The sequence below is a fragment of the Polaromonas sp. P1_G1 genome (genome assembly GCF_056405595.1).
Genome location: NZ_JBFUBU010000034.1, coordinates 25,982 through 51,997 on the forward strand (window position 1 = coordinate 25,982; position 26,016 = coordinate 51,997).

A 26,016-nucleotide genomic window follows, 5' to 3' on the forward strand; every position below is an offset into this window, starting at 1 on the left:
GTGAATTCCTCACAGGTCATGCATTCCAGGGGAGCGAATAAGTTTTAAGGTTGGTAAAACTCTTGATCGCTTCCTGTACGCCTTCTTTATAGCCCAGACCTGAGTCCTTGATGCCGCCGAAGGGGGTGAGCTCAAGGCGATAGCCGGGCACTTCGCACACGTTGACCGTGCCGACGTGCAATTCGCTGACGAAGCGGTTGATGTAGTCCAGACGGTTGGTACAGACCGCGCTCGACAGGCCGTAGGCTGTTCCGTTCGATATCTCAATCGCTTCGTCGATGTTCTTGAAACGTATCACCGGCGAAACGGGGCCGAAGGTTTCTTCGCGCGCCACCGTCATCCGCGGCGACACATGGTCCAGCAGCGTGGGTGAATACAGCGCGCCGCGGCGCTGGTTGCCGGCCAGCAGCTTCGCGCCTTGCGCCACAGCTTCGTTAACGCGCGACTCGAACAGCATGGCGGCCTGCTCGTCGATCACCGTGCCCATGTCGTTGGCCTTGTCGGCGGGGTCGCCGTACTTCCAGGCCAGGGTCTTGGCCAGTACCTGTTCCACGAACTCGCCCGCCACGGCCTCATGCACCAGAAGCCGCTTGATGGCGGTGCAGCGCTGGCCCGAGTTTTTGTAGGACCCCTGCACGGCCAGCGTCGAGGCTTCGGCTATGTCGGCGTCCTCCATCACGATGATGGGGTCGTTGCCGCCGAGCTCCAGCACCACGCGGCGGTAGCCGGCTTTGGAGGCGATGTATTTGCCGATGGCCACGCCGCCCGTGAAAGTCACCAGGTCGGCCAGCGGATTCGTGATCAGCTCGTCGGCGATCTCGCGCGGATCGCCCGTCACCACGCTGAGCATCTCGGGCGGCAGGCCGGCCTCGTACAGGATGTCGGCGAACAGCAGGGCCGAGAACGGCACCTTCTCGGACGGCTTGAGCACCATGCGGTTATTGGTCGCGATGCTGGGCACCACCTTGTGCGCCACCTGGTTCATCGGATGGTTGAAGGGCGTGATGGCGGTGATCACGCCCAGCAGCGGCGAGCGGTGTGTGTACACACGGCGCTTCTTGCCGTGCGGCGTGAGGTCGCAGCTGAAGATCTGGCCGTCGTCCTTGAGCACCTCGGTCGCGCCGAACAGCAGCACGTCGCTGACCCGGCCGGCCTCATACAGCGCGTCCTTGAGGCACAGGCCGGCTTCGGCGGTGATCAGGTTCGCGACCTCCGAGAGGCGCGACTGGATGATGGCCGCCGCGCGGTTCAGGATGGCGGCGCGTTCGTAGCGCGTGAGCTGCGCTTTGTAGGCGTGCGCCCTGGCGAAGGTATCGCGCACTTCCTCCAACGTGGCCTTGGGCACGGTGCCCAGCAGCTTTTCGGTATAGGGATTGAACACCTCGATGGCGCGGTCGCCGCCGCGGTCTGCGCCGACCTTGCGGCCCGCGAGGCGCATGGTGTTGAGCTGATGGTCCTGGATGTATTGGTCAATCACTCTGCGGCTTTCGGGACGGTAGGGACTTGGAGGCTGAGCTTACTGGGCGTAATTGAGCGCCAGGTCAAAGGCGTCAAAATTGCGGAATCGCCGGTTGCGGTCCAGCCCGGGCAGGGCGCGGTTCACGATCAGCGGCACGCGCTGCTCGCTCATGCCGCCATGCGAACGCAGCGGCACTTCAAGTGCCGAGAGATCGTGACGCGAGGCCGAGGTGCCGATCACGGTGAAACGCTCGGACACCGCCACGATGTCGCCGATGCGGTCGGGCGGCAGCTCGAAGCGCTCGGCGGCCTGCTCGCGCGAAAGCACCAGCTCCATGCCCTTGAGCGCCGCCAGCCGTTTGCGCGCAACCTCGATGTTGGTGCCTTCCGGCAGGTAGACCGTGGCAAAGGAACCCAGCGCGCCGTGGTGCACCACATAGGGATCGGTGATCGGGAGGATCACGCGCGCGATGGTGGCGCCCAGCCAGTTGTCGAACCAGTCCTGCAGGTAGATCACGTCGGGCGTGCCGTCCATGGCGACTTTGGCGTTCATGCCGTGGTCGGCCGTGAGCACGATCACGCAGCCCAGGTCCTCGAGCTGCTGCATGTAGCCGTCCATCATGCGGTAGAAGGAGTTCGCACCGTCGGTGCCGGGGGCGTGCTTGTGCTGCACGTAGTCGGTGGTCGAGAGGTACATCACGTCGGGCTTGTACTTCTGCATGATCTTGACACCGGCCGCGAAGACGAACTCCGACAAATCGGCGCTGTAGACGCTGGGCAGCGGCTGTCCCACCAGGCCCAGCACGTCCTCAATGCCGTTCTCCTCGAGCGTGACCTGGTCGGCTTTTTCGGACGAAAAGCAGATGCCCTTCATTTGGTGGCCCAGCAGCTTGCGCAGCTTGTCCTTGGCCGTCACCACCGCCAGGGATTTCCCGGCATCGGACAGCGCGGCCAGCAGCGTGGGCGCGCGCAGCCACTTGGGGTCGTTCATCATGACCTCGGTGCCGCTCGCCGTGTCGAACAGGTAGTTGCCGCAGATGCCGTGCACGCTGGGCGGCACGCCGGTCACGATGGAGAGGTTGTTGGGGTTGGTGAAGCTGGGCACGACACAGTCGCCCGTCAAGCCAGAGCCCAGCGCCAGCGTGCGCTTGAGCCAGGGCATCTGGCCCGTCGCCACCGCCTGCGCGAGGTAGTCGGGTTCGCAGCCGTCCACGCACACCACCACCGTGGGTTTGGCCGGCAGCTTGTACGCCCGGCCGTTCACTTTCAATTCGGTTGCCGGTTCAGCGTTTGCCACGTGATGGCCCTTCCTTCATTTTGTCCTTGTTGTCTTTTTCCTTGCGCGCGCCGGAGCTGCTGGAGACGAGCTTGACGGAGACCGGCTTGGTGGCTGCCGGATCGGCTTGCTGCCCCGCCTGGCGCCGCAGGTCGTTTTCTATCGTGCGTTCCTTGCTTTCGATCACGTGCTGGAACATCGCGCGGCCGGCCGTGTCGGCGTCGCCCGAGGCAATGGCCTTCACGATCTGCCGGTGCTCATTGGCCGACATTGGCATGAGCCAGCCGTCCGCGAGGTTCAGGCGCCGGAACAGCGAAAGCTCCTTGATGAGCTTGCGGTAGATCTCGGTCAGTTTGCGGTTGCCCGCCATCTCGACCATGCGGTCGTGGAAGGTGAGGTTCAGCAGGTGGTAGGCATGGGGGTCTTCGGCCTTGACCGCTTTCTCCATGGCATCGACAAGGGCCTTGAGTTCCTTGAGTTCGGCCGCGGTGACGTTCTCCGCGAGCCGGCGGCCGACGAGTTCGTCCATGGCCGCGCGCAGGTCGAAAATCTCGACGGCCTCGTCGATGGGAATGTCGCGGACAAAGACGCCGCGGTTCTTCTCGGTGCGCACCAGGCCGGCCTCTTCAAGCATGCGAAAGGCCTCGCGCACCGGACCGCGCGAGACGCCCATTTTTTCAGCCAGCGTGGCTTCGATCAATTTGCTGCCGGGTTCGTATTCGCCGGCAAGGATGGCACGCTCGATTTCCTGCTGCACCACTGTGGTGAGGGAGCTGTTCTGGAGTTGCGCGATGGTGGGATGCAAAGCAGCGTTCATGCCCTGAATTGAAGCACAAAAATGTAGATTGTCAACAATCTGCAATAAACAATTGACAAGATAGAAGGGTCGGCGTTAAATAAAAAATGAGCTGGGTTGGCAGCCTGTACACAGGTGGTCATCGCAGTGTCACCTCCGACACGAACGAGTCACAACATTGCAGGCTTTCCACAAAGGACTTTTTATGCAGCTGGCTACCCAACTCAAATCCCTGTCAAAGGCGATCGCTCTTCTTGGCTTACTCGCCGCCTCCTCCGGCGCCTTCGCCCAGAAAACCCAGTTGCTGGTGTACACCGCGCTGGAGACCGACCAGATCAAGGCCTACCAGGAAGGCTTCAACAAGGTCTACCCCGACATCGAGATCAAATGGGTGCGCGACTCGACCGGGGTGATCACCGCCAAGCTGCTCGCCGAAAAGTCCAACCCGCAGGCCGACACCATCATGGGCGTGGCCGCCTCCAGCCTGGCGCTGCTCGACAAGCAGGGCATGCTCGAGCCCTATGCGCCCATCAATCTTGATGGGATCATGAGTCAGTACCGTGACAAGAAAAAGGTTCCCGCCTGGTTCGGCATGGACGTGTGGGGCGCCACCGTGTGCTTCAACACCGTCGAAGCCAAGAAGAAGAACATCCCCACGCCGGAAACCTGGCAGGACCTCACCAAGCCCATCTACAAAGGCCAGATCGTCATGCCCAACCCTGCCTCGAGCGGCACCGGCTACTTCGACGTGACCGCCTGGCTCACGCTGTTCGGCGACAAGGACGGCAAAGGCGGCGGCTGGAAGTACATGGACGCGCTGCATGAAAACATCGCGCAGTACACCCACTCGGGCTCCAAGCCCTGCAACATGGCGGCCGCCGGCGAGTTCCTGGCCGGCATCTCGTTCGAGTACCGCGGCAACACCAACAAAGCCAAAGGCGCGCCCATCGACCTCGTGTTCCCCAAGGAAGGCCTGGGCTGGGACCTGGAAGCGTTTGCCATCCACAAGGGCACCAAGAAACTGGACGCCGCCAAGAAGCTGGCCGACTGGGCGTCGAGCAAGGACGCCATGATGCTCTACGGCAAGAACTTCGCGATCACCGCGCAGCCCGGCTTGGCGCCACCGCTGGCCAATGTGCCAAAAGACTATGAAGCCCGCCTCGTCAAGATGGACTTCAACTGGGCCGCCGACAACCGCGAGCGCATCCTGAACGAGTGGACCAAGCGCTATAACTCCAAAACCGAGAAGAAGTAGCCCCCTGTCGGCGGCCTTCGGCCACTGTCTCCCCCCAGGGGGACAGCCGCTGTGGCCCGGCAAAGCCGGTTCCACGCGGCTGCTTGCTTGATACCTCGCCCCTGTCCAGGTAATCCACGAATGACCCAAGACACCTTTCTGAACCTGCGCCACATCCGCAAGGAGTTCGGCGGCTTCACCGCGCTGCAAGACATCAACCTGGACATCCGCAAGGGCGAATTTGTCTGTTTCCTCGGTCCATCGGGTTGCGGCAAGACGACGCTGCTGCGCATCATCGCGGGCCTGGAGGTTCAGACCTCGGGTGAGGTGCACCAGGGAGGCCGCGACATCTCGCGGCTGCCGCCGGCGCTGCGCGACTACGGCATCGTGTTCCAGAGTTATGCGCTGTTCCCCAACCTCAGCGTTGCCGACAACGTGGCCTATGGCCTGGTCAACCGCAAGACGCCGAAGGCCGAGGCCGCCAAACGTGTGAGCGAGCTGGTCAAGCTGGTGGGCCTGCCGGGCAGCGAAGCCAAATACCCGAGCCAGCTCTCGGGCGGCCAGCAGCAGCGCATTGCGCTGGCGCGGGCCTTGGCCACCTCGCCGGGTTTGCTGCTGCTGGACGAGCCGCTGTCGGCGCTGGACGCGCTGGAGCGCGTACGGCTGCGCCAGGAGATACGTGCGCTGCAGCAAAAGCTCGGCGTGACCACCATCATGGTGACGCACGACCAGGAGGAAGCCCTGAGCGTGGCCGACCGCATCGTGGTGATGAACCACGGCCTGATCGAGCAGGTCGGCACGCCCATGGAGATTTACCGCGAACCGGCTTCGCCCTTTGTGGCCGATTTTGTCGGCAAGGTCAATGTGATGCCGGTGCGCGTCAGCGGCGGCGAAATGAAGTTCGGCGCGCTGTGCCTGCCCTGCGACGGCGCAGACCGTGAGGCCAAGATCTACCTGCGCCCCGAAGACGTGCTGGCCCGGCCGATTGCCGCCGGCGACGCCCATGTGTTCGACGCCACCATCGAGAAGATCGAATTCCTGGGCTCCTTCTGCCACGTGCACGTGGCCTCGCCCGCGTTGGGCGGCCACAAGCTCACGGTCTACCTCTCGCTCAATTTCCTGTCGGAACAATCGCTGCAGGTCGGCTCCTCGCTGCCCCTCAAACTGCTGCCCGAGCGCATCAAGGTGTTCTGATGCCGGTCTTCACGCCCCCCGCGCCGCCCATGGTCAGGCAGCGTGCGCACTGGATAGACCACATCGCCTACGCGGCCCTGGCGCTGGTCGCCCTGGTCCTGGTCGCCTTCCTCGCCGCGCCTTTGCTGGCCATCCTGCAGCAGGCACTGCTCGACAAATCCGGCGGCTTCGTCTGGTTCGACAACTTCATCGAATACGCCAAGACACCCGCCTTGCTCGAGAGCCTGTGGAACAGCCTCTGGGTGTCGGCCGTCGTCACGCTGGTCGCCGTGCCGCTGGCCTTTGGGTTTGCCTACGCGCTGGCGCGCTCCTGCATGCAGTACAAGGCGCTGTTTCGCGGCATCACGCTGATCCCGCTGCTGGCGCCTTCGCTGCTGTCGGCGATTTCGCTGATCTACTGGTTCGGCAACCAGGGCGTGCTCAAGGGCTGGATGCAGGGCATCGGCATAGACCAGATTTACGGCGCGCCCGGCATCGTGGTGGCCGAATGTTTCGCGGTGTTCCCGCACGCGCTGATGATCCTGGTCACGGCGCTCACGCTGTCGGACGCGCGCCTGTATGAAGCCGCCGACGCCATGGGCACCAGCGCCAGGCGCAAGTTCTTCACCATCACCCTGCCAGGCGCCAAGTACGGCCTGATCTCGGCGGCGCTGGTCACCTTCACGCTGGTCATGACCGACTTCGGCATTCCGAAAGTGATAGGCGGCAACTTCAACGTGCTGGCCACCGACGTCTTCAAGCTGGTCATAGGCCAGCAGGACTTCGCCAAGGGCGCGGTCGTCGCCATCCTGCTGCTGGCGCCGGCCGTGCTGACCTTCGCGGTCGACAAATACGTCAGCAAGCGCCAGACCGCGATGCTGACGGCGCGCGCCGTGCCCTACCGGCCCACGCCCTCGCGCGGCTACGACTGGGCCATGACGCTGTACTGCTGCGCGATTGCCTTCCTGGTGTTGGCCATGCTGGGCATGGCGGTGTTCGCCTCCTTCGCGAGTTTCTGGCCCTACAACCTCACGCCCAGCCTGCGCCACTACACCATGGGTCTGGTCGATGCGGAAGTCGGCGTCGGCTTCCTCAACAGCCTCAAGATGGCGGCGGGCACGGCCTTCTTCGGCACCGCCCTGGTGTTCGTCAGCGCCTACCTGCTCGAAAAAACCAAGGGCATGGATGGCCTGCGCGGTTTTGTGCGCATGCTGGCCATGCTGCCCATGGCGGTGCCCGGCCTGGTGCTGGGCCTGGGCTATATCTTTTTCTTCAACGCACCCGACAACCCGCTGAACGGGCTGTACCACACGCTGACCCTGCTCACGCTGTGCACCATCGTGCACTTCTACACCACCGGCCACCTCACGGCCGTGACGGCGCTCAAGGCACTCGACGGTGAATTCGAAGCCGTCAGCGCCTCGCTCAAGGTGCCCTTCTTCAAGACCTTCTGGCGCGTGACATTGCCGATCTGCACGCCGGCCCTGGTCGACATCGCGCGCTATTTCTTCATCAACGCCATGACGACGATCTCCGCCGTCGTCTTCCTCTACTCGCCCGAAACCAAGGTCGCCTCCATCGCCATCCTGAACCTCGACGAGGCCGGCGAGATCGGCGCCGCGGCGGCCATGGCGGTGCTGATAGGCGCTGCCTCGAGCATTGCCACGCTGCTGTTCATGGCGCTCGCATGGTGGGTCAACCGCCGCACACAAGCTTGGCGCACCAGTTCACGTTGATTCCTGACCTTTTCCCGCGACTTCCATAAAGAGACAAACCCATGGACAGAGACAAAATCCTTTTGACGCCCGGTCCGTTAACGACCACCTTGCGCACCAAGCTCGCGATGCTCAAAGACTGGGGCTCCTGGGACAGCGATTTCAACGCCGTCACCGCCAGCGTGCGCAAAAGCCTGCTGGACGTCATCCACGGTCAGGATTCGCACGTCGTCGTGCCGCTCCAGGGCAGCGGCACTTTCAGCGTGGAGGCGGCGGTGGCCACCGTGGTGCCACGCGACGGCCATGTACTGGTGATGGACAACGGCGCGTACTGCAAACGCGCGGCAAAACTCACCACGCTGATGGGCCGGCGCTGCACCGTCATGCCTTTCGACGAGGCCGCCCAGGTCTCGCCCGCCGCATTGGACGCCATGCTGGAAGCCGACACCAGCATCACCCACGTCATGCTGATCCATTGCGAGACCGGCGCCGGCGTGCTCAACCCGCTCAAGGAAGTGGCCGACGTCTGCAAAACCCATGGCAAGGGCCTGCTGGTGGATGCCATGAGCTCCTTCGCCGCGATTGAAATCGACGCGCGCAAGGTGCACTTCGACGCGCTGGTGGCCGCCAGCGGCAAATGCCTGGAGGGCGTGCCCGGCATGGGCTTCGTCTTTATCCGCAAGGCGGTGCTCGACGGCTGCGCCGGCCGCAGCCAGTCACTGGCCATGGACCTGCACGACCAGTACGCCTATATGGAAAAGACCACGCAGTGGCGCTTCACGCCGCCCACCCACGTGGTGGTGGCGCTGGCCGAGGCGATTGCCCAGTTCGAGGAAGAAGGCGGCCAGCCCGCGCGCCTGGCCCGCTATGAGGACAACTACCGCACGCTGGTCGACGGCATGGCCCGACTCGGCTTCAAGCCCTTCCTGGACCCGGCCATCCAGGCGCCCATCATCGTGACCTTCCACGCACCGGCCGACAGCCGCTACGACTTCAAGAAGTTCTATGCCGCCGCACGAGATCGCGGTTTTGTCCTATACCCGGGCAAGCTGACCCAGGTGGAAACTTTCCGGGTCGGCTGCATAGGCGCCATAGGCCCGAACGAGATGGCGCAGGCAGTCCAGGCCGTAGCGGGTGCCCTGCAGGACATGGGCATCACCTCTGCCGCTCCAGCCGCCTGAACAGAGATCCCACGCTCGCGGGTCGTAGGACCTGGCAACGTGTCTTCACCAGCAGGGGCCGCGGAACCGGCTTTGCCGGGCCGCAGGCGCAGCGGCCCCCTCGGGGGGCAGCGAACCACACGAAGTGGGGAGCGTGGGGGCCTAGTGATTTCGGCGAAATGCTTCGGAGGGCAGCTCGCCAAACATTTGCTGGTAGTCGTGCGCGAAATGACCAAAATGCCAAAACCCCAGGTCGGTTGCAGCCGCCGTCACGGACGTGGCGGTCTTCAGCGCCTGCCGGGCGGCGTTCAGGCGCACGGCGCGCAGATAGGCCAATGGGCTGATGCCCAGCGCTGTCTGAAAACCGTTTTGCAAGGTGCGCCGGCTCACGCCGAGTTGCTCGCACAGCGCCAGCACCGTGGGCGGCTGATCGAGTTGCGCATGCACCAGCTCGCGGGCGCGCCGCGTCAGCGCCCAATGCCCGTGGGTGCCGACAGAATCGACGCTACCCGTCGGTGCAAGAACCCGGCCGAGTTGCTCCATCACCGTGTCGAGCATGGCGGCCTGCACGGCGGGCGATTGCAGCAGCGCAGGGGCCGCTTCCACGGTATCCAGCACGCCGGTCAGGCACTGCCTGAGCCCCGCCTGCGCCGCGCCGTCCAGCCGGCGCAAGCCGGCCTGCGCACCGAGCCGGGCCTGCAGCGCCGGGTCATGCTCACCGCAGCGGCGCCAGGCAGCCTCATCCAGCTCCAGTCCCAACATCACATGGCGGCGGGACGAGCGGAACTCAAAACCCGACTCGCCCGAAAACACATGCAGCGCCCCTGCATCACTGGGCGCGCCGCAAAACACACTGGGCCCATCAACCTGCAGCGGCAAACCCAAGGCCAGCGCACCTTCGCGGATCTGGCCGGTCTGGTAGACCGATTCCCGAAGGCTTTCCACAAAGAGTCGCAAGCCCGCGAACTCAAGCTGTCGCACTTCTCCGCCGAACGCACCGCGCGAAAGCTGCAGGTAGCTCTGGTTCCAGCCCGTGAGCGCAGCGGCCTGCTCGTCCGCGTCGGCAAACGACGCGTGAGACAACAGAGCCGGTGGGGCCGGCTGGGCGGTATCGGAAGGATGTGCCATCGCCGCATTCTTGCAGGATTCGTGCCGCATGCAAGCTACGCTTTGAAACAGTTCGACTTACTTTCGCTCACTTTGCCGGCGCCTCATCCGCGCAACTTGCCGAAATGGGATTTCAGCGCGCCCACCCCCGCCCTAGGATGCAAGGTGGCCCCACCGGGCCCTCAACCCTGCAAGCTCTAAGGAGGTACCCATGTCAGAACGTTCCAGCGTCCAGTACGCGAAAGTCGACGGCAGCTACTTTGAAAAGAGGGGACTGCGTCGCTATGCCGGCGTCTGGTCGCTCTGGGCCCTCGGTGTGGGCGCCGTGATCTCGGGCCACTTCGCCGGCTGGAACCTGGGCCTGGCCACCGGCTGGGGCAGCATGCTGCTGGCCACCATCATCATTTCCGTGATGTACCTGGGGCTGACCTTTTCGCTGGCCGAAATGTCGCCCGCGCTGCCGCACACCGGCGGTGCCTATTCCTTCGCCCGCACCGCCATGGGGCCCTGGGGCGGCTTTTTGACCGGGTTGGCCGAGAACGTGGAATACGTGCTGACGCCGGCCGTCATCGTGTTTTTCATCGGCAGCTACATGGGCAGCATCTTCGGCACGCCGCCGGCCTGGCAGCCGCTGTGGTGGATAGGCTTTTACGTCGTCTTCATAGGCCTGAACATCATCGGCGTCGAGCTGTCCTTCAAGATCACGCTGGCCGTCACGCTGCTGGCGCTGGCCTGCCTGGTGGCCTTCTGGGTCAGCGCCCTGCCGAAGATCGACTTCGCGCGCTGGGCCATGAACGTGGGCGCCGGCGGCGCCGTGCTGCCCGAGGGCCGCGGCCCCTTCCTGCCGATGGGTTTCGGCGGCGTGCTCGCGGCCCTGCCTTTTGCCGTCTGGCTGTTCCTGGCCATCGAGCAGCTGCCACTGGCGGCCGAAGAGTCGGTGGACCCGCGCCGCGACATGCCGCGCGGCATCATTGCCGGCATCTTCACGCTGATTGTTTCCGCCTTCATGATCCTGTGGCTCAACCCCTCGGTCGCCGGCATAGGCTCGCACGCGCTCAGCACCTCGGCCGAGCCGCTGCTGGACGGCTTCAAGGCGATCTACGGAAGCGGCATCGCCAAGGTGCTGGCGCTGGTGGCGGTACTGGGCCTGGTGGCGAGTTTCCACACCATCATCTTCGCCAAGGGCCGGCAGATCTATTCGCTGAGCCGGGCCGGCTACTTCCCCTCGGCGCTGTCAGTCACGCACGGCAGCCGCAAGACGCCGCACATCGCCATGATCGTCGGCTCGGTGGTCGCGCTGGTGGTGATGTTCGTGCTGTGGTTCACGCTGGGCGTCGACAAGGGCTCCGCCGTGATCGGCGGCACCTTGCTGAACATGGCGGTCTTCGGCGCCATGTTTTCCTATGTGATGCAGGCGCTGTCCTTTATCCGGCTGCGCAGCAAGCTGCCAAACATGGAGCGCCCCTACCGCAGCCCGCTGGGCGTGCCGGGCGCCGTGCTGACCCTGCTGATCGCGCTGGTCACCATCTACTTCCAGCTCAGCGACCCGATCTACCGCATCGGCGTGCTCTGGGTCGCGCTGTGGTTCGCCATCGGCGTCAGCTACTTCGCGGTAATGGGCCGGCACCGGCTGATCCTCTCACCAGAAGAAGAATTCGCGATCAGCCTGGCCGAAAAGGGCCGCGCCGCCGCCCATCCCTGAACCACAAGGCGACCCAGACCATGGCCAAAAAAGCTCCCACCCCCTCCGCCTCGCGCGGTGTGCTCGACGCGCTGCGCAAGTCGGGGGCCAACAAGATGAAGGTCGCCGTCAGCGACATCGACGGCGTGCTGCGCGGCAAATACCTGCACAAGGACAAATTCTTCGGCGCGGCCGAACCCTATCCCGGCGGCGGCTTCGGTTTTTGCGACGTGGTGCTGGGCTGGGACATGATGGACAACTGCTACGACAACACCACGGTGACCGGCTGGCAGCACGGCTTTCCCGACGCGCTGGCCCGGCTGGATCTGGCCACGCTGCGCCACGTGCCCTGGGACAACAAAGTGCCTTTTGTGCTGGGCGAGTTCGTCAACGCAGACGGCACGCCGCATGCCGTCTGCCCGCGCCAAACGCTCAAGCGGGTACTCAAGCGCGCCGAAAAGATGGGCCTCATGCCCATGACGGGCATGGAGTTCGAGTGGTTCAACTTCCTGGAGACGCCGCAGAGCTGGGCCGCCAAGAACGGCGTGGGCGCCGAAAAACTCACACCCGGCATGTTCGGCTATTCGCTGCTGCGCATGAACCAGAACCAGGGCTTCTTCAACGCCATCATGGACGAGATGCTGGCCTTCGGCATCCCGATCGAGGGCCTGCACACCGAGACCGGCCCCGGCGTCTACGAGGTCGCCATCGCCTTCAGCGAAGCGCTGGAGCAGGCCGACCGCGCCATCCTGTTCAAGACCGGCGCCAAGGAAATCGGCTCGCGCTTCGGCATCATGCCCAGCTTCATGGCCAAACCGCACCAGCAGCTGCCGGGTTGCAGCGGCCACATCCACCAGAGCCTGTCCGACGGCAAGAACAACCTGTTCTACGACGCGAAAAACGCCCGCAAGATGAGCAAGCTGTTCGAGAGCTACATCGCCGGCCAGGTCGCCTGCATGATGGAGTTCGGCCCCATGATCTGGCCTACTATCAACAGCTACAAGCGCCTGGTCGACGGTTTCTGGGCSCCSGTCAAACCAACCTGGGGCATGGACAACCGCACCGCGAGCTTTCGCGTGATCGCCGGCAGCCCCAAGGCCACCCGGCTGGAGACCCGCTGCCCGGGTGCCGACGTSAACCCCTACTTGGCCATGGCGGCGGTGATCGCGGCCGGCCTGCACGGTGTTGAAAAAGGCCTGAAGCTGGGCGCGCCCATCACCGGCACCAACGCCGGGGCCGAACACATCGCCCGCGCGCCGCGCACCCTGATAGAAACCACGCGGATTTTCCAGAAATCGGCGATTGCGCGCGACTGGCTGGGTGATACTTTCGTGGACCACTTCTCGGCCACACGCGAGTGGGAGTGGCGCCAGTGGCTGGACGCCGTGACCGACTGGGAAATGAAACGCTATTTTGAGATCATTTAAGGACTTGATGCAGATTCGCCGCCTTGAAATCTCCGACGCACCGGTGTACCGGGAACTGCGCCTGCGCGGCCTGCGCGAGCATCCCGACGCCTTCACTTCCAGCTTCGAGGAAGAAAACCTGCGCCCGCCGGCCGACACCGAAAAGCGCCTGTCCGCCACGTCGGACACCGTGATGTGGGGCGGCTTCATCGAAGGCGCCCTGGCCGGCGTGGTCGGCATGACGCGCGAAACCCGGCTGAAGAACCGCCACAAGGCCACGCTGGTCGCCATGTACGTCGCGCCCGAATACGGCGGCAGGGGCCTGGGCCTGGCCCTGGTCAACACCGTCGTGCAGGCGGCCAGGGCCGCGGGCGTGGAACTGCTGATCCTGACCGTGACCGAGGGCAACCGGCAAGCCGCCGCCCTCTATGAACGCGCCGGCTTCGCGGCTTTTGGCGTGGAGCCCGACGCCATCCGCGTGAACGGCGTACCGTTCGGCAAACAGCATATGTATTTGCAGCTGACTTCCGCCACCTGACCCTTACCGCCAACCGAAAAAAGACACCCCATGAGCACCACCAATTTTTCCTTCCCCACCGCCATCCGTTTCGGCGCCGGYGCGCGCAAGCAGGTTGCCGAAACCCTGCTGGCCGCCGGCTGCAAACGCCCGCTGATCGTGACCGACAAGGCCCTGGGTGCGCTGCCCGTGCTGGCCGAGTTCAAGACCCACCTGGGCGGCCTCGACGTGGCCGTGTTCTCAGGCGTCTTCGGCAACCCGACCTGCAGCCAGGTGATGGACGGCGCGGCCGCGTACAAGGCGCACAAGGCCGACTGCGTGATCGGCTTCGGTGGCGGCGCGGCGCTGGACGTGGCCAAGGTGGTCGGCATTGCCGCCACGCATGAAGGCGACATCCTCGAATACGTCTGGGACCATCCCCAGGTGCGGCCCATCGTCAACGAGCTTCCTTACTTTGTGGCCCTGCCCACCACCTCGGGCACCGGCTCCGAAGTCGGACGCTCCTCGGTCGTGAGCGAGAACGACACGCACATAAAACGCGTGGTGTTCAGCCCCAAGATCCTGGCCAAGGTGGTGTTCGCCGACCCGGAACTCACACTGGGCCTGCCGCCCCACGTCACCGCCGCTACCGGCATGGATGCACTCACCCACAACATCGAAAGCTATCTCTCGCCGGCCTATCACCCGCTGTGCGACGGCATCGCGCTTGAGGGCACGCGCATCGCCGCGCGTGCACTGCTCACCGCCGTCAAGGAGCCCTCCAACCTGCAGGCGCGCAGCGACATGATGATGGCCTCCATGATGGGCGCCATCGCCTTCCAGAAGGACCTGGGCGCGGTGCATTCCTGCGCGCATGCGCTGGGCACCGTCTGCGACCTGCACCACGGCCTGGCCAACGCGCTGATGATAGACACCGTGCTGGCCTGGAACTATGAGTCGGCGCCCGCCAAGTTCGACGAGCTGGCCCATGTCTGCGGCGTGGCCGGCGGCGGCAAGGCCCTGGTACCCTGGCTCAAGCAGCTCAAGGAAAGCGTGGGCATCACCGGCTCGCTGTCGGCCCACGGCGTCAAGCGTGAGCACCTGCCGCGCCTGGTGGAGATCGCCACGGCCGATATCTGCCACCAGACCAATCCGCGGCCTTGCAAGGCTGAAGACTTTGAACGCTTGTTCGAGGCGGCTTTATGATCGCCGCCAGTCGTCTCAAGATCGGCTTGTCAGCCTGCTTCTCGCACGCCGACCCGACACGCTCCTACTTCACCGGCAAGACGCTGCAATACGTCGAGCAATCCATCGCGCACTGGGTCATGTCCTCGGGCGCCATGGTCGTCATGGTGCCCTGCCCCACGGGCAGCACGCAGCGTGGCGACGTGACTTACGAACACTACGCGCAGTGGCTGGACGGCCTGGTGCTGCATGGCGGCGCCGACGTCTGGCCCGGCAGCTACGGCGAGAATCCGCTGGAAGAAAAATGGTCGGGTGACCGCGTGCGCGACGAATACGACAAGGCCCTGGTGGCCGCGTTTGAACGGGCCGGCAAGCCGGTCTTCGGCGTCTGCCGCGGCCTGCAACTGCTCAACGTGGCCTTCGGCGGCACGCTGTACCAGGACATCAACACCCAGGTGCCCGACTCCTTTGTGCACCGCGACGCCGCGACCTACGACCAGAACTTCCACAGCGTCAACATCGTCCAGGGCTCGCGGCTGTCGGCGCTGTACCCCGGCGTGGAGCGCGCGCGCGTCAACAGCATCCACCACCAGGGCATCAAGGACCTGTCGCCCGAATTCGAGGCCGAGGCCTTCAGTGTGGACGACGGCATCGTGGAGGCCATACGCCGCAAGGACAAGACCAAAAGCTACATCGCCGCCACCCAGTGGCACCCTGAATTCCACAAACCCGGCTCCGACACCATAGACGACGCCGCCGTGCTCGACGACTTCCTCACGGCCGTGGCCGCCGCCAAACACAAAACCAGACCAGCATGAACACACTCACCATCCAGAATCCCGCCACCGGCGCACCGATCGCCGAACTGCCCGCCGACGACGCGGCCTCCGTCACCGCCAAGGCCAAACGCGCGCGCGCGGCGCAGCCCGCCTGGGCGGCCGTGCCCCTGGCCGAGCGCAAGGCCTGCATCACGCGCTTTCGCGCGGGCGTGGTCGCCGAGCTCGACGCGCTGGCCGCCGTCATGACGCGCGAGACCGGCAAGCCGCTCAAGATGTCGCGCAACGAGCTCAACGGCCTGCTGGGACGCATCGACTTCTTCCTGGCCGAGGTCAGCGCTGCCACCGATGTGCAGACCGTGTTCAACGAAGGCGGCATGACCGAGCAGATCGAGCACACGCCGCTGGGCGTGGTCGCCAACATCTCGGCCTGGAACTACCCCTGGTTCGTCGGCGGCAACGTCTTCATCCCGGCCCTGCTCACCGGCAACGCGGTGCTCTACAAGCCTTCGGAATACGCCGCCATGACCGGCGTGGCGATCGCGCGCCTGCTGCATGCGGCCGGCGTGCCGCAGGACGTTTTCATCCCGCTGATCGGCGGCGGTGCGGTGGGTGCGGCGCTGATGGAGCAGAAAATCGACGGCCTTTTCTTCACCGGCTCGTATGCGACCGGCGCCAAGATCGCGCAGGCCATGGGCCCGCGCATGGCCAAGCTGCAGCTCGAGCTGGGCGGCAAGGACCCGACCTATGTCAGCGAAGACGCCAACGTCAAGAACGCGGCCGAGTCGCTGGCCGACGGCGCGATGTACAACACCGGCCAGAGCTGCTGCTCGGTCGAGCGCATCTATGTGCACGAAAAGATTTACGACGCCTTCGTCACCGCCTTCCTGGAAACGGTGAAGACCTTCAAGATGGGCGACCCCATGAGTGAAGACACTTATATCGGCGCCATCACGCGCGCCCCCCAGCTCGACGTGCTGGACGCCCAGGTTGCCGACGCCAAAGCCAAGGGCGCCACCCTGCTGGCCGGCGGCAAACGCGGGGCCGGCCCCGGCAACTGGTACGAGCCCACGGTCTTCAGCAACGTGAACCACAGCATGGAACTCATGCGCGAGGAAAGCTTCGGCCCCCTGATCGGCATCCAGAAGGTTTCGGGCGATGCCGAGGCCGTGAAACTCATGAACGACACGCGCTACGGCCTGACGGCCGGCGTGTTCACGCCCGACGAAGCACGCGCCAGGGCCCTGCTGGCCAAGGTCAACGCCGGCAGCGTCTACTGGAACTGCTGCGACCGCGTGAGCCCGCGCCTGCCCTGGAGCGGTTATGGCGACTCCGGCGTGGGCCTGACGCTGTCGACCTACGGCATCCAGACCTTTACCCGCCCCAAAGCCTGGCACTTGCGCAATCCCTGACCATGAAGCTCACCCTCTTCGACCTGGACCACACCGTGCTCAACGGTGACAGCGACGTGCTGTGGTGCGATTTCCTGATCAAGAAGGGCATCCTGGGTAAAACCGAGTTCACCGCGCGCAACGCCGACATGGCGGCGCGCTACAAGGCCGGCACCGTCGGGCTCAAGGAGTTCGCCGATTTTTACGTGGGCACACTGGCCGGGCGAACGGCGGAGGAGTGGGAGCCGCTGCGGCAGGAATTCCTGGCCGACTGGATCGTGCCGCGCGTGACACCCGCCGCGCTGGCGCTGGTCGACAAGCACCTCGAGGCGGGCGACCTGGTTGTCCTGACCACGGCCACCAACCGCTTCATCACCGAACTCACGGCCATCTACTTCGACATCGAGCACCTGATCGCCACCGAGCCCGAGATGCGCGGCGACCTGTTCACCGGCAGCACCACCGGCGTGCTCAACATGCGCGAAGGCAAAGTCGAGCGCCTGCATGCCTGGCTCGCCGCGCGCGGCCTGCATTTCAAGGACTGCAAGACGACGGCCTACAGTGATTCGATCAACGACCTGCCGCTGCTCGAAGCCGTCAAGCACCCGGTGACGGTGAATGCCGACGCGACCCTCGCGGCCATCGGCGGCAAGCGGGGCTGGCCGGCGCTACAACTACATTGAGGGCTGCACCGCGGCCTTCGCAGGTCCGGTAACGGCCAGCACGATAACGCGGCCGCATGCAGAATGGCAGGCTCATCAGGCTTGCCACATGCACACCCCACTCCCCATTCCCTTCCAGCGCCTGGCCTGGTCCAACCTCGCGGCCCAATCGGCCGAACAGCTGAGCCTGGCGGCCGTGCCGCTGGTCGCGGTGCTGGTGCTGGGCGCCGGGCCGGGCGAGATCGGCCTGCTGGCGGCGCTGCAGACCCTGCCTTTCCTGCTGCTGGCCATCCCCCTCGGTTTACTGGCCGACCGGGTCTCGCGCTGCCGCCTGATGGTGGCGGCCGAGACCCTGCGCGCGCTGTCCTTGCTGGCGCTGCTGGCCATGGTGCTCACGGGCCATCTGTCGATCGCCGGGCTGGCGCTGCTCGGTTTTATCGGCGCCGTGGGCACCGTGTGCTTCAGCGTGGCCGCGCCCGCGCTGGTGCCRGCCATCGTGCCGCGTGAAGCGCTGGCACGCGCCAACGGCCGGCTGGAGCTGGCGCGCAGCATGGCCTTCGCGGCCGGGCCGGCGCTGGCCGGGGCGCTGGTCGCCTGGGCCGGGGCGCCGGCGGCCTTTGTGCTGGCGGCGATTTTGTCGGCCTCGGCCGCCGGCCTGCTGTTCAGCCTGCGCGAGCCGGCCCGCACACCAGCCGTGGGCCGCCATGCGCTGCTTGAGATTCGCGACGGCGCGCAATTTGTCTGGCGCCAGCCCTATCTGCGCCCCATGGTGCTCACAGGCATCGTCTGGAACATCGCCTGGTTTGTACTGCAGGCGGCTTATGTGCCTTATGCGGTGCGCGTGCTGGGCCTGACGGCGCAAGGCGTGGGCATCACTCTGGGCGCTTACGGTGCGGGCATGGTGCTGGGCGCGCTGCTGTCGCCGCGTGTGGTGGCGGCCATGCCTTTCGGCCGCGCCATCCAGCTCGGCCCGGCCGTGTCGGTGCTGGCCGCCGCGACCATGGTGGCCACGCTGTTCATTCCCAGCGGCGTGCTGGCGGGCCTGTCGTTCTTCCTGTTCGGCGTCGGCCCCATCGTCTGGACCATCACCTCCACCACCTTGCGCCAGAGCATCACACCCCACGCCATGCTGGGCCGCGTCTCGGCCGTGTTCCTGGCCGTCAACGCCGGTTCACGGCCTATAGGAGCGGCACTGGGCGGCGTGGTCGGCGCATCGTGGGGCGAAGCCGCCTGCCTGTGGCTGGCACTGGCGGGCTTTGCTTTGCAGGCGATCGTGATTTTTGGCTCGCAGCTGCACGCATTGCGGCAGCTGCCCGAGCCGGTGGCCTGAAAGACCGCCGGCTCTCCGCGAGGCCTTATTCCGCTGTGAGGTGCTTGCCGACGATGCCGGCGAGTTCGAACATCGTGACCTGCGGCTTGCCGAACACCGGCAACAGCTTGGCGTCGGCGTTGATGGCACGCTTGTTGGCCGCGTCCTGCAGCCCCTCGGCCTTGATGTAGTCCCAGAGCTTTTTGATGACCTGGGTGCGCGCCACCGGTTCGGTGCCTATCACCGCGGCCAGCGCGGCGCTGGGCTTGAGGCCTGCGCCCGGCTTGGCGACGCGCGGCGTTTTGGGCTTGGCGGTTTTGGCGGCGGGTGCTTTCTTGGCCGCGGCCTTCTTCGCGGCCGGCGCCTTCGCGGCCTTCACCGCGACGGTCTTGCCGAAGGGCGTTTTCACGGTGCCGGTCTTGGCCGCCGCCGGCTTGCGCGGCGGGAATTTCGACGGCGCGAACTCGAAGTTCACCTTGTCGGCCTCCTTGTCCCAGGCCAGCATGGCCTTGAAGGGGCGGCGCGTGCGCATGGAGACAAACTTGTCGAGCAGGTCGGTCTTGCCGGTTTCCAGCAGCTTGTGCATCTGCTCGCGCTCGATGGGCTGCTGCAGAATGACCTGGCCGGTCTTGAAGGTGCAGCTGGGTGTGGGTTGCGCCAGCGTGGGCACGGACTTTTCACAGACATAGTTCTTGCCGAGCTCGAACACCCGCGCGGCGCAGCGCGGGCAGGGGCCCAGCGACTGCTGCTCGCCGAAGTCGACGATCTCGCCGGTTTCGCCGTTCTTGTCGTCGCCGAAGTCGAATTCGAGCTTGTAGTTCTTCGTCTCTTCGTCGAACTTGATCACCATCTCGGCGGTGAAAGGCCAGCCGGCCTTGGAGCGGAAGCCGTCCAGCGGCCCGATCTTTTTGTCGCGCAGGAACTGCTCGACCTCGGCCACTTCAAAGGTGCGGCCGGCCGGCGTCTTGCCGAAGCTGAAGCCGCAGCCGTCGTCGCCTTTTTTGCCGGTGCAGGTGTAGCGGCGGTAGTTTTCCTTGATCACGCCGCCGCAGTTGGGGCAGGGCGCGGAAAGCGTGGCATAGTCGCCGGGAATCGTGTCCTTGTCATAGCCCTTGGCCTTGTTGACGAGGTTTTCCGTCATGGCCGCGATCTCGGCCATAAAGGTTTCGCGGCTCAGCTGGCCGTGTTCCATCTGCGCGAGCTTGTGCTCCCACTCGCCGGTCAGTTCGGCCTTGGAGAGTTCCTCCACGCCCAGGCCGCGCAGCAGCGTCATCAGCTGGAAGGCCTTGGCCGTGGGGATCAGCTCGCGGCCTTCGCGCAGCATGTATTTCTCGGCGATCAGGCCTTCAATCGTGGCGGCGCGCGTGGCCGGCGTGCCCAGGCCTTTTTCCTGCATGGCTTCGCGCAGCTCGTCGTCGTCAATCGTCTTGCCGGCGCCTTCCATGGCGCCCAGCAGCGTGGCTTCCGAATAGCGGGCGGGCGGACGGGTCTTCAGGCCCTTGGCCTCGACGACTTCGGCGCGCACCATCTCGCCGGGCTTGACCGGCACCAGGCTCTGGCCCTTGTCGCCGTCCTTGGCGTCGGCCACTTCGTCGGCGGCTTCCTTGCCGTAAATCGCGAGCCAGCCCGGCTTGACCAGCACCTTGCCCTCGGTCTTGAAGCTGTGGCCCACGGCTTGCGAGATGCGCGTGGTCACCAGGTATTCGGCGCTCGGGAAGAACACCGCCATGAAGCGGCGCACCACCAGGTCGTAAAGCTTTTGTTCGGCTTCGCTGAGGCCGCTGGGCGCCTGCAGCGTGGGGATGATGGCGAAGTGGTCGCTGACCTTGGCGTTGTCGAAGATGCGCTTGCTGGGCTTGATGTAGTTGCCCTTGATGGCCGTCGCCGCATGCGGCGCCAGGTGCCGCATGCCGCTGCCGGCCAGCATTTCAAAGGTCTGCTTGACCACCGGCAAATAGTCTTCGGGCAGSKYGCGCGAATCGGTACGCGGGTAGGTCAGSGCCTTGTGRCGYTCRTACAGGCTTTGSGCGATGGACAGYGTGGTCTTGGCCGAGAAGCCGAACTTGCCGTTGGCCTCGCGCTGCAAAGAAGTCAAATCGAACAGCAGGCCGGCCGCCTGCGTGGTGGGCTTGCTTTCTTCCGTCACCGTGGCGGCCTTGCCGCGCACGGCCTCGGCAATCGCCAGCGCTTCGCGCTCGGACCAGACGCGGTCGGCCCTCAGCTCGGCGTCGGGTTCCGTGTTGTCGGCATTGGCCGCGGCTTTCTTCCATTTCGGGTCGAACCACTTGGCGGGGTATTCGCCGGCCTCGGCCAGGAAGGAGGCGTGGATTTCCCAGTAGTCGCGGCTCACAAACTTGCGGATTTTTTCCTCGCGCTCCACCACCACCGACAGCGTCGGCGTCTGCACGCGGCCCACGGTGGTCAGGAAGAAACCGCCGTCGCGCGAGTTGAAAGCCGTCATGGCCCGGGTGCCGTTGATGCCGACCATCCAGTCGGCCTCCGAGCGCGAACGCGCCGCGTCGGCCAGCCCTTGCATCTGCTTTTCGCTGCGCAGGCTGTCAAAGCCCTCGCGGATCGCGGCCGGCGTCATGGACTGCAGCCACAGGCGCTTGACCGGCAGCTTGCTGCCCGCGTATTGCTGGATCAGGCGAAAAATCAGCTCACCTTCGCGGCCCGCGTCGCAGGCGTTGACGAGGTTGCCCACGTCCTTGCGCTTGGCCAGCTTGACGATGGCGTTGAGCCGCGTCTTGGTCTTGTCGATGGGTTTGAGGTCGAAGTAGGGCGGGATCACCGGCAGGTTGGAGAAACTCCATTTGCCGCGCTTGACGTCGAACTCTTCGGGCGCCTGGATTTCGACCAGGTGGCCGACGGCCGAGGTGACCAGCCAGTCGTCGCTCTCGAAATATTCATCGTGTTTTTCAAACTTGCCGGCCGTCGGCGTGATGGCGCGGACGATGTCCTGCGCCACCGAGGGCTTTTCTGCAATCACAAGGGTTTTCATATGTACTTCTTCAAACCTTCTACATCTTCGGGGAACATTTCCCCGCTTTCAGCGAATACGACTTTGCCTTCACGGCCATCCGCCGACACCTTGAGCACCACCACCACGGGCAGGCCCACCGGCTTGGGCAGGAATTTGGCGACTTCGGGGGTCAGCATCCCGGCGGGAAAGCTGTAGCCCTTGGTCTTCATATATGTGGCCGCGGCGGCCGGCTGCTTGTCGATGGACAGCGCCAGCACCTCCAGGCCCTGGGCCTTTTGGGCCCGCCACAGTGCTTCTATATGGGGCGATTGCACCGCGCAAAAAGGGCACCAGCTGGCCCACCAGTACACCACAAGCGTCTTTCCGCCCACCCCGGAGGGCCTCCAGGCGCTGCCGTCCAGCAGCGCCACAGGCGGCAAAACCAGGGTGGCGCCAAGCTTGGGCAGCGGACTTTCCCCGCCTTTGGCCCACGCCGGCAGGCCCAGCCCGGCCACGAGGGCGGCGGTCGTCTGCAGCAGGTTTCGGCGTTTGAACATGGAGAGCTCCTGGGGGACTTCGCGGGGCATCACTACAATAGCGGCTTCTCGCGCATGTACGCGCGCGGGTGCGCACGCATACGCGCGCACGCGCACATGCATGAATTAACCATACCAAAAAAATACGTCGTGTCAAAAAACCAGGCTTCCGCACCCATCGCGCCGCTTCCTTCCATGCCCACCGCAACGGCTCCCGCCACCGACGGCCGGCGCATCCAGACACGGCGCTCCGGCGTGCACGGCAAAGGCGTCTTCGCCGTGCAGGACCTGGCCGAAGGCGAGACCCTGATCGAATACGTGGGCGAGATCATCAACTGGAAAGAGGCGCTGCGCCGCCACCCGCACGACCCCAAGGACCCGAACCACACCTTCTACTTCCACATCGACGAAGAGCATGTGATCGACGCCAAGCACGGCGGCAACTCCTCGCGCTGGATCAACCACAGCTGCAAGCCCAACTGCGAAGCCGACGAAGAGGGCGGCCGCGTCTTCATCAAGGCGCTGCGCAACATCAAGGCCGGCGAAGAGCTGTTCTACGACTACGGCCTGATCATCGACGCGCCCTATACCAAGAAGCTGCTGGCCGAATACCCCTGCTGGTGCGGCGCCAAGAACTGCCGCGGCACGCTGCTGGCGCCCAAGGACGACGACAAGAAGGCCAAGGGCAAGAAGAAGTCGGCCAAAAAAGCCGATAAAAAGGCCGAGGCCAAGGCGGATAAAAAGAAGGCTGAGAAGAAGGCTGACAAGAAAGCCGACAAGAAACCCAAGAAGAAAAAGAAAGACTGACCCGGGTTTTCCTCCGCCGCAGACATCCGCCAGGCCCCAGGGCCTGGGCTTTTCATGACCACCCCCTCATCCCCCATCCGATGGCCCGCCGAAGCGCTCTGGGAGGCCCTGGCGCCCTCGCTGCCGGGCTTCACGGTGGAGGTGCTGCCCGAGATCGACTCCAGCAACACCGAGCTCATGCGTCGCTTTCGCGGCAGCCCCACCGCCGAACCCCGGCCCGAGCCGTTGCTGCTGGTGGCCGAGCAGCAGACCGCCGGGCGCGGCCGCCTGGGCCGCCAGTGGCAAAGCCGGCGCGGCGACAGCCTGACCTTTTCACTGGGCCTGCCGCTGGCGCCCGCTGACTGGTCGGGCCTGTCGCTGGTGGCTGGTGTCAGCGTAGCCGACAGCCTGGAACCCCTCACCTCTTCCCAATCCTCCCAACCCTCCCAGGGCGGCAAGCCGCGCATAGGCCTCAAATGGCCCAACGACCTCTGGCTCTCCACGCCCCAGGGCGAACGCAAGCTGGCCGGCATCCTGGTCGAGACCGCCAGCTGGGAAGGCCTGCGTTATGTGGTCATCGGCATAGGCATCAACATCCGTGCCGTAGCGTTGGACGCCGCGCAGGCCCCGCCCGCGCTGCCCGCCATCCCGCCGGGCAGCCTGCAGGAGCTGCTGCCAGAACTCGACGCGCCGGCCGTGCTGCTGCGCGTCATCCCGCCGCTGGTGCAAGCCGTGCAGGCGTTTGAGCGCTTTGGCTTCGCGCCCTTCCAGGCGCGTTTCGCGGCCCGCGACGTGCTGGCCGGCCGGGCCGTGCAGCTCTCCGACGGCACCGTGGGCACGGCCCACGGCGCGGGCGAAAACGGCGCGCTGCTGGTGCATACTGCGGCTGGCATGAAAGAAATCACCAGCTCCGAAGTCAGCGTGCGGCCCGTGGCGGCGCACAACCCGCAAGGCGCGCGCCCATGCTGAGGCTGCTGGTGCTGGCGCTGCTGCTGGCCAATGCCGGCTACTTCGCCTGGACGCAGGGCCTGCTGGCCGACTACGGTTATGCCCCGGCCGCCCAGGCCGAACCGCAGCGCCTGGCCCAGCAGATCAAGCCCCAGGCCATGCAGCTGCTGACGGCCGCCGATGCGCGCCAGCTCGAAAGCACCGCATCCCCCGCCACCCCGGCGCAAGCCGCCGCCGAATGCCTGCAGGCCGGCCTGTTCAGCCCCGAACAAAGCACTGCCCTGCGCACCAGCCTCGAAAGCAGCCTGCCCATCGGCAGCTGGACGCTGGAAAGCAGCGTGGAACCGGGCCGCTGGATCGTCTACATGGGCAAGTACAACAGCGAAGACGCCCTGGCCAAAAAACGCACCGAGTTGCGCGGCCTGGGCGTGTCCTTCGAGGCCCTGGTCAACCCCGCGCTGGGGCCCGGCCTGTCGCTGGGCCATTACAGCTCGCAGGCCGAGGCCGAACGCGAACTGGCCAAGGCCGCCACGCGCGGCGTGCGCACCGCCAAGGTGGTGCTGGAGCGGCCCGAAGCGCGCGGCCAGCTGCTGAAGCTGCCCGCCGCCGATGCGGCGATCAAGGCCAAGCTCGATGCGCTCAAGCCGCAGCTAGCAGGCAAAGCGCTCCAGGCCTGTCAGTAACTTTCTAGACGGCTTTCCAGGCCCGCAGCGGCACACAGGTCTGCAGCCGCGTGACGGCCTGGTCCATCAGCGCCGGATGCAGCTCATGGCCCAGCGAGCGGGCCACGTCCAGGGTCGCATCGGCGCCCAGTTCCATCAGGTGGTCAAAATCGCTGCGCGTGCGCGCCAGCGGCACGACCTCGTCGTTTTGCCCGTGCAGCAGGTGCAGGGTGGTCAGCGCCGGTGCGCGGGCCGGCCAGACCTGGTAGCCGCCGCCGAAGGACAGCAGGCGGCCTGCCAGGCCGTCGTGCGCGTCGCTGAACGCCAGCGCCAGGCTGGCGCCCGCGCCGAAACCGGCCAGCGCGGTGTCCGACTGCAGGATCTCAAAACGCTGCTGCTGCGCACGCACAAAGGCGGCCAGCGCTTCCACGCGTGCGGCCAGGGCCGCCGCATCATCCAGCCCGGCCGCGGCGGCGCCCGCAGCATCGGCGTGCGGGCCACTCAAGCCCTCGGGAATCAGCACCGCGGCCTCGGGAAACGCCCCGCCCAGCAAGTTGCCCAGCTCCAGCATGTCGGCGGCCGTGCCGCCCGCATCGTGCAGCAGCACAAACAGCTGGCGCGGCGTGGCGCCTACGGGCAGCAGTTCAATGGTTTCGATGTCAAGCGGGTTCATGGCGGCGGGCGTTAAAGCAGGGGTCCAAAAAAGACACTTGGGGCCTGCGCGGCGGCTTTCAACCACTGTATCCGGCCCGCTATGCCGGCGTCATGCCGTGGGCGTCTTCCATCACCAGCGAGGCATGCAGGCCTATGCCGGCCGCCACCCCGCCGGCGCAGGCAAAAGTGATGCTGTGCGGCACGCGGGCCATGTCGCCGCCCGCGTAGACGCCGGGCACGCTGGTCAGGCCCCAGGCATCGATGCGCACGATGGGGCCGAAGGGCGAATCGTCAAACGCGCAGCCCAGCGCCGCCGCCAGCGGGCTGGCCATGCGCACCTGCGTGCCCACCAGCAAGGCCTTGATCGCCACCTGCCGGCCGTCCCGCAGCAGCACGCCGTCGAGCGCGGGCGCCGCGCCTTGCAATTCGGCAATGGGGCTGGACTCGACCTTGACCTTGCGCGCGATCAGCGAGGCCTGCTCTTCGGGCGACACCGCCACCACGCCCTGGGTGAACAGCGTCACCTCGCCCCAGTCGGCGAACAGCATCGCCTGGTGCACCGACATCGGCCCGGTTCCCAGCACGCCGACGGCGCCGCCGCCGATTTCATAACCATGGCAATAGGGACAGTGCACCACTGTCT

The 26,016-nt window shown here is 65.5% G+C and carries 23 protein-coding genes; 15 read left to right on the forward strand and 8 right to left on the reverse strand.

The window, feature by feature from the left end:
- Positions 1-16: 16 nt before the first annotated feature.
- From phnY to AC1D1Y_RS17540, 3 genes are all read right to left on the reverse strand, one after another.
- A complete protein-coding gene (gene phnY, locus AC1D1Y_RS17530) occupies positions 17-1,438 on the reverse strand; it encodes a phosphonoacetaldehyde dehydrogenase (protein ID WP_477683462.1) in 1,422 nt (473 codons plus the stop codon).
- Positions 1,439-1,516: 78 nt separating this feature from the next.
- The gene (gene phnA, locus AC1D1Y_RS17535; protein ID WP_477683441.1) at positions 1,517-2,755 is read right to left on the reverse strand and encodes a phosphonoacetate hydrolase; all 1,239 of its coding nucleotides are present in this window, start codon (positions 2,753-2,755) and stop codon (positions 1,517-1,519) included.
- On the reverse strand, positions 2,742-3,551 hold the full coding sequence (locus AC1D1Y_RS17540) for a phosphonate utilization associated transcriptional regulator (RefSeq protein WP_477683442.1): 810 nt from the start codon (positions 3,549-3,551) through the stop codon (positions 2,742-2,744). The genes phnA and AC1D1Y_RS17540 overlap by 14 nt, the downstream gene beginning before the upstream one ends.
- 184 nt (positions 3,552-3,735) lie before the next feature.
- Here AC1D1Y_RS17540 and AC1D1Y_RS17545 point away from each other — a divergent pair, with 184 nt between their 5' ends.
- The 4 genes from AC1D1Y_RS17545 (at position 3,736) to AC1D1Y_RS17560 (ending at position 8,833) form a co-directional block, all read left to right on the forward strand.
- Complete coding sequence (locus tag AC1D1Y_RS17545; RefSeq protein WP_477683443.1) at positions 3,736-4,785, forward strand: putative 2-aminoethylphosphonate ABC transporter substrate-binding protein; 1,050 nt, start codon at positions 3,736-3,738, stop codon at positions 4,783-4,785.
- Between the two features lie 120 nt (positions 4,786-4,905).
- On the forward strand, positions 4,906-5,958 hold the full coding sequence (locus tag AC1D1Y_RS17550) for a putative 2-aminoethylphosphonate ABC transporter ATP-binding protein (RefSeq protein ID WP_007870282.1): 1,053 nt from the start codon (positions 4,906-4,908) through the stop codon (positions 5,956-5,958).
- Positions 5,958-7,673 (forward strand): putative 2-aminoethylphosphonate ABC transporter permease subunit, encoded by a 1,716-nt coding sequence (locus AC1D1Y_RS17555; RefSeq protein WP_477683444.1) that lies wholly within the window; start codon positions 5,958-5,960, stop codon positions 7,671-7,673. Before AC1D1Y_RS17550 ends, AC1D1Y_RS17555 begins: the two co-directional genes overlap by 1 nt.
- 41 nt (positions 7,674-7,714) lie before the next feature.
- Positions 7,715-8,833 carry a 2-aminoethylphosphonate--pyruvate transaminase gene (locus AC1D1Y_RS17560; RefSeq protein ID WP_477683445.1) on the forward strand — a complete coding sequence of 373 codons (1,119 nt, stop codon included), beginning with the start codon at positions 7,715-7,717 and terminating at the stop codon, positions 8,831-8,833.
- 141 nt (positions 8,834-8,974) lie between these two features.
- Here the strand turns inward: AC1D1Y_RS17560 and AC1D1Y_RS17565 are convergent, their stop codons facing one another.
- The gene (locus AC1D1Y_RS17565) at positions 8,975-9,940 is read right to left on the reverse strand and encodes a helix-turn-helix domain-containing protein (protein ID WP_477683446.1); all 966 of its coding nucleotides are present in this window, start codon (positions 9,938-9,940) and stop codon (positions 8,975-8,977) included.
- Positions 9,941-10,130: 190 nt separating this feature from the next.
- On the opposite strand from AC1D1Y_RS17565, the gene AC1D1Y_RS17570 reads away from it, so the two are divergent.
- The 8 genes from AC1D1Y_RS17570 (at position 10,131) to AC1D1Y_RS17605 (ending at position 18,846) form a co-directional block, all read left to right on the forward strand.
- Complete coding sequence (locus tag AC1D1Y_RS17570; protein ID WP_477683447.1) at positions 10,131-11,621, forward strand: amino acid permease; 1,491 nt, start codon at positions 10,131-10,133, stop codon at positions 11,619-11,621.
- Between the two features lie 20 nt (positions 11,622-11,641).
- Positions 11,642-13,027: a glutamine synthetase family protein gene (locus AC1D1Y_RS17575; protein WP_477683448.1), complete on the forward strand. Its 1,386-nt coding sequence runs from the start codon at positions 11,642-11,644 to the stop codon at positions 13,025-13,027.
- A gap of 7 nt (positions 13,028-13,034) precedes the next feature.
- Positions 13,035-13,544 carry an N-acetyltransferase family protein gene (locus tag AC1D1Y_RS17580; RefSeq protein ID WP_477683449.1) on the forward strand — a complete coding sequence of 170 codons (510 nt, stop codon included), beginning with the start codon at positions 13,035-13,037 and terminating at the stop codon, positions 13,542-13,544.
- Positions 13,545-13,574: 30 nt separating this feature from the next.
- Positions 13,575-14,708: an iron-containing alcohol dehydrogenase gene (locus tag AC1D1Y_RS17585; RefSeq protein ID WP_477683450.1), complete on the forward strand. Its 1,134-nt coding sequence runs from the start codon at positions 13,575-13,577 to the stop codon at positions 14,706-14,708.
- On the forward strand, positions 14,705-15,505 hold the full coding sequence (locus AC1D1Y_RS17590) for a gamma-glutamyl-gamma-aminobutyrate hydrolase family protein (protein ID WP_477683451.1): 801 nt from the start codon (positions 14,705-14,707) through the stop codon (positions 15,503-15,505). Before AC1D1Y_RS17585 ends, AC1D1Y_RS17590 begins: the two co-directional genes overlap by 4 nt.
- Entirely contained in the window at positions 15,502-16,875 is a 1,374-nt protein-coding gene (locus AC1D1Y_RS17595) for an aldehyde dehydrogenase family protein (protein WP_477683452.1), read from the forward strand. Before AC1D1Y_RS17590 ends, AC1D1Y_RS17595 begins: the two co-directional genes overlap by 4 nt.
- Before the next feature lie 2 nt (positions 16,876-16,877).
- Entirely contained in the window at positions 16,878-17,537 is a 660-nt protein-coding gene (locus AC1D1Y_RS17600; RefSeq protein WP_477683453.1) for an HAD family hydrolase, read from the forward strand.
- An 88-nt stretch (positions 17,538-17,625) separates the two neighbouring features.
- The gene (locus AC1D1Y_RS17605; RefSeq protein ID WP_477683454.1) at positions 17,626-18,846 is read left to right on the forward strand and encodes an MFS transporter; all 1,221 of its coding nucleotides are present in this window, start codon (positions 17,626-17,628) and stop codon (positions 18,844-18,846) included.
- Positions 18,847-18,871: 25 nt separating this feature from the next.
- Here the strand turns inward: AC1D1Y_RS17605 and AC1D1Y_RS17610 are convergent, their stop codons facing one another.
- A complete protein-coding gene (locus tag AC1D1Y_RS17610; protein ID WP_477683455.1) occupies positions 18,872-21,826 on the reverse strand; it encodes a DNA topoisomerase III in 2,955 nt (984 codons plus the stop codon).
- Entirely contained in the window at positions 21,823-22,344 is a 522-nt protein-coding gene (locus AC1D1Y_RS17615; protein WP_477683456.1) for a TlpA disulfide reductase family protein, read from the reverse strand. The genes AC1D1Y_RS17610 and AC1D1Y_RS17615 overlap by 4 nt, the downstream gene beginning before the upstream one ends.
- Positions 22,345-22,518: 174 nt before the next feature.
- On the opposite strand from AC1D1Y_RS17615, the gene AC1D1Y_RS17620 reads away from it, so the two are divergent.
- The 3 genes from AC1D1Y_RS17620 to AC1D1Y_RS17630 are packed head-to-tail and all read left to right on the forward strand — an operon-like array spanning position 22,519 to position 24,740.
- The gene (locus tag AC1D1Y_RS17620) at positions 22,519-23,130 is read left to right on the forward strand and encodes an SET domain-containing protein (protein WP_477683457.1); all 612 of its coding nucleotides are present in this window, start codon (positions 22,519-22,521) and stop codon (positions 23,128-23,130) included.
- A 54-nt stretch (positions 23,131-23,184) separates the two neighbouring features.
- Entirely contained in the window at positions 23,185-24,078 is an 894-nt protein-coding gene (locus AC1D1Y_RS17625; RefSeq protein ID WP_477683458.1) for a biotin--[acetyl-CoA-carboxylase] ligase, read from the forward strand.
- On the forward strand, positions 24,072-24,740 hold the full coding sequence (locus AC1D1Y_RS17630; protein ID WP_477683459.1) for an SPOR domain-containing protein: 669 nt from the start codon (positions 24,072-24,074) through the stop codon (positions 24,738-24,740). The genes AC1D1Y_RS17625 and AC1D1Y_RS17630 overlap by 7 nt, the downstream gene beginning before the upstream one ends.
- A gap of 4 nt (positions 24,741-24,744) precedes the next feature.
- Here the strand turns inward: AC1D1Y_RS17630 and ypfH are convergent, their stop codons facing one another.
- Together ypfH and AC1D1Y_RS17640 are read right to left on the reverse strand one after the other, a co-directional pair.
- Complete coding sequence (gene ypfH / locus AC1D1Y_RS17635) at positions 24,745-25,392, reverse strand: esterase (protein ID WP_477683460.1); 648 nt, start codon at positions 25,390-25,392, stop codon at positions 24,745-24,747.
- 79 nt (positions 25,393-25,471) lie between these two features.
- A partial coding sequence (locus AC1D1Y_RS17640; RefSeq protein WP_477683461.1) for an FAD-dependent oxidoreductase occupies positions 25,472-26,016 on the reverse strand: 545 nt, incomplete at its 5' end.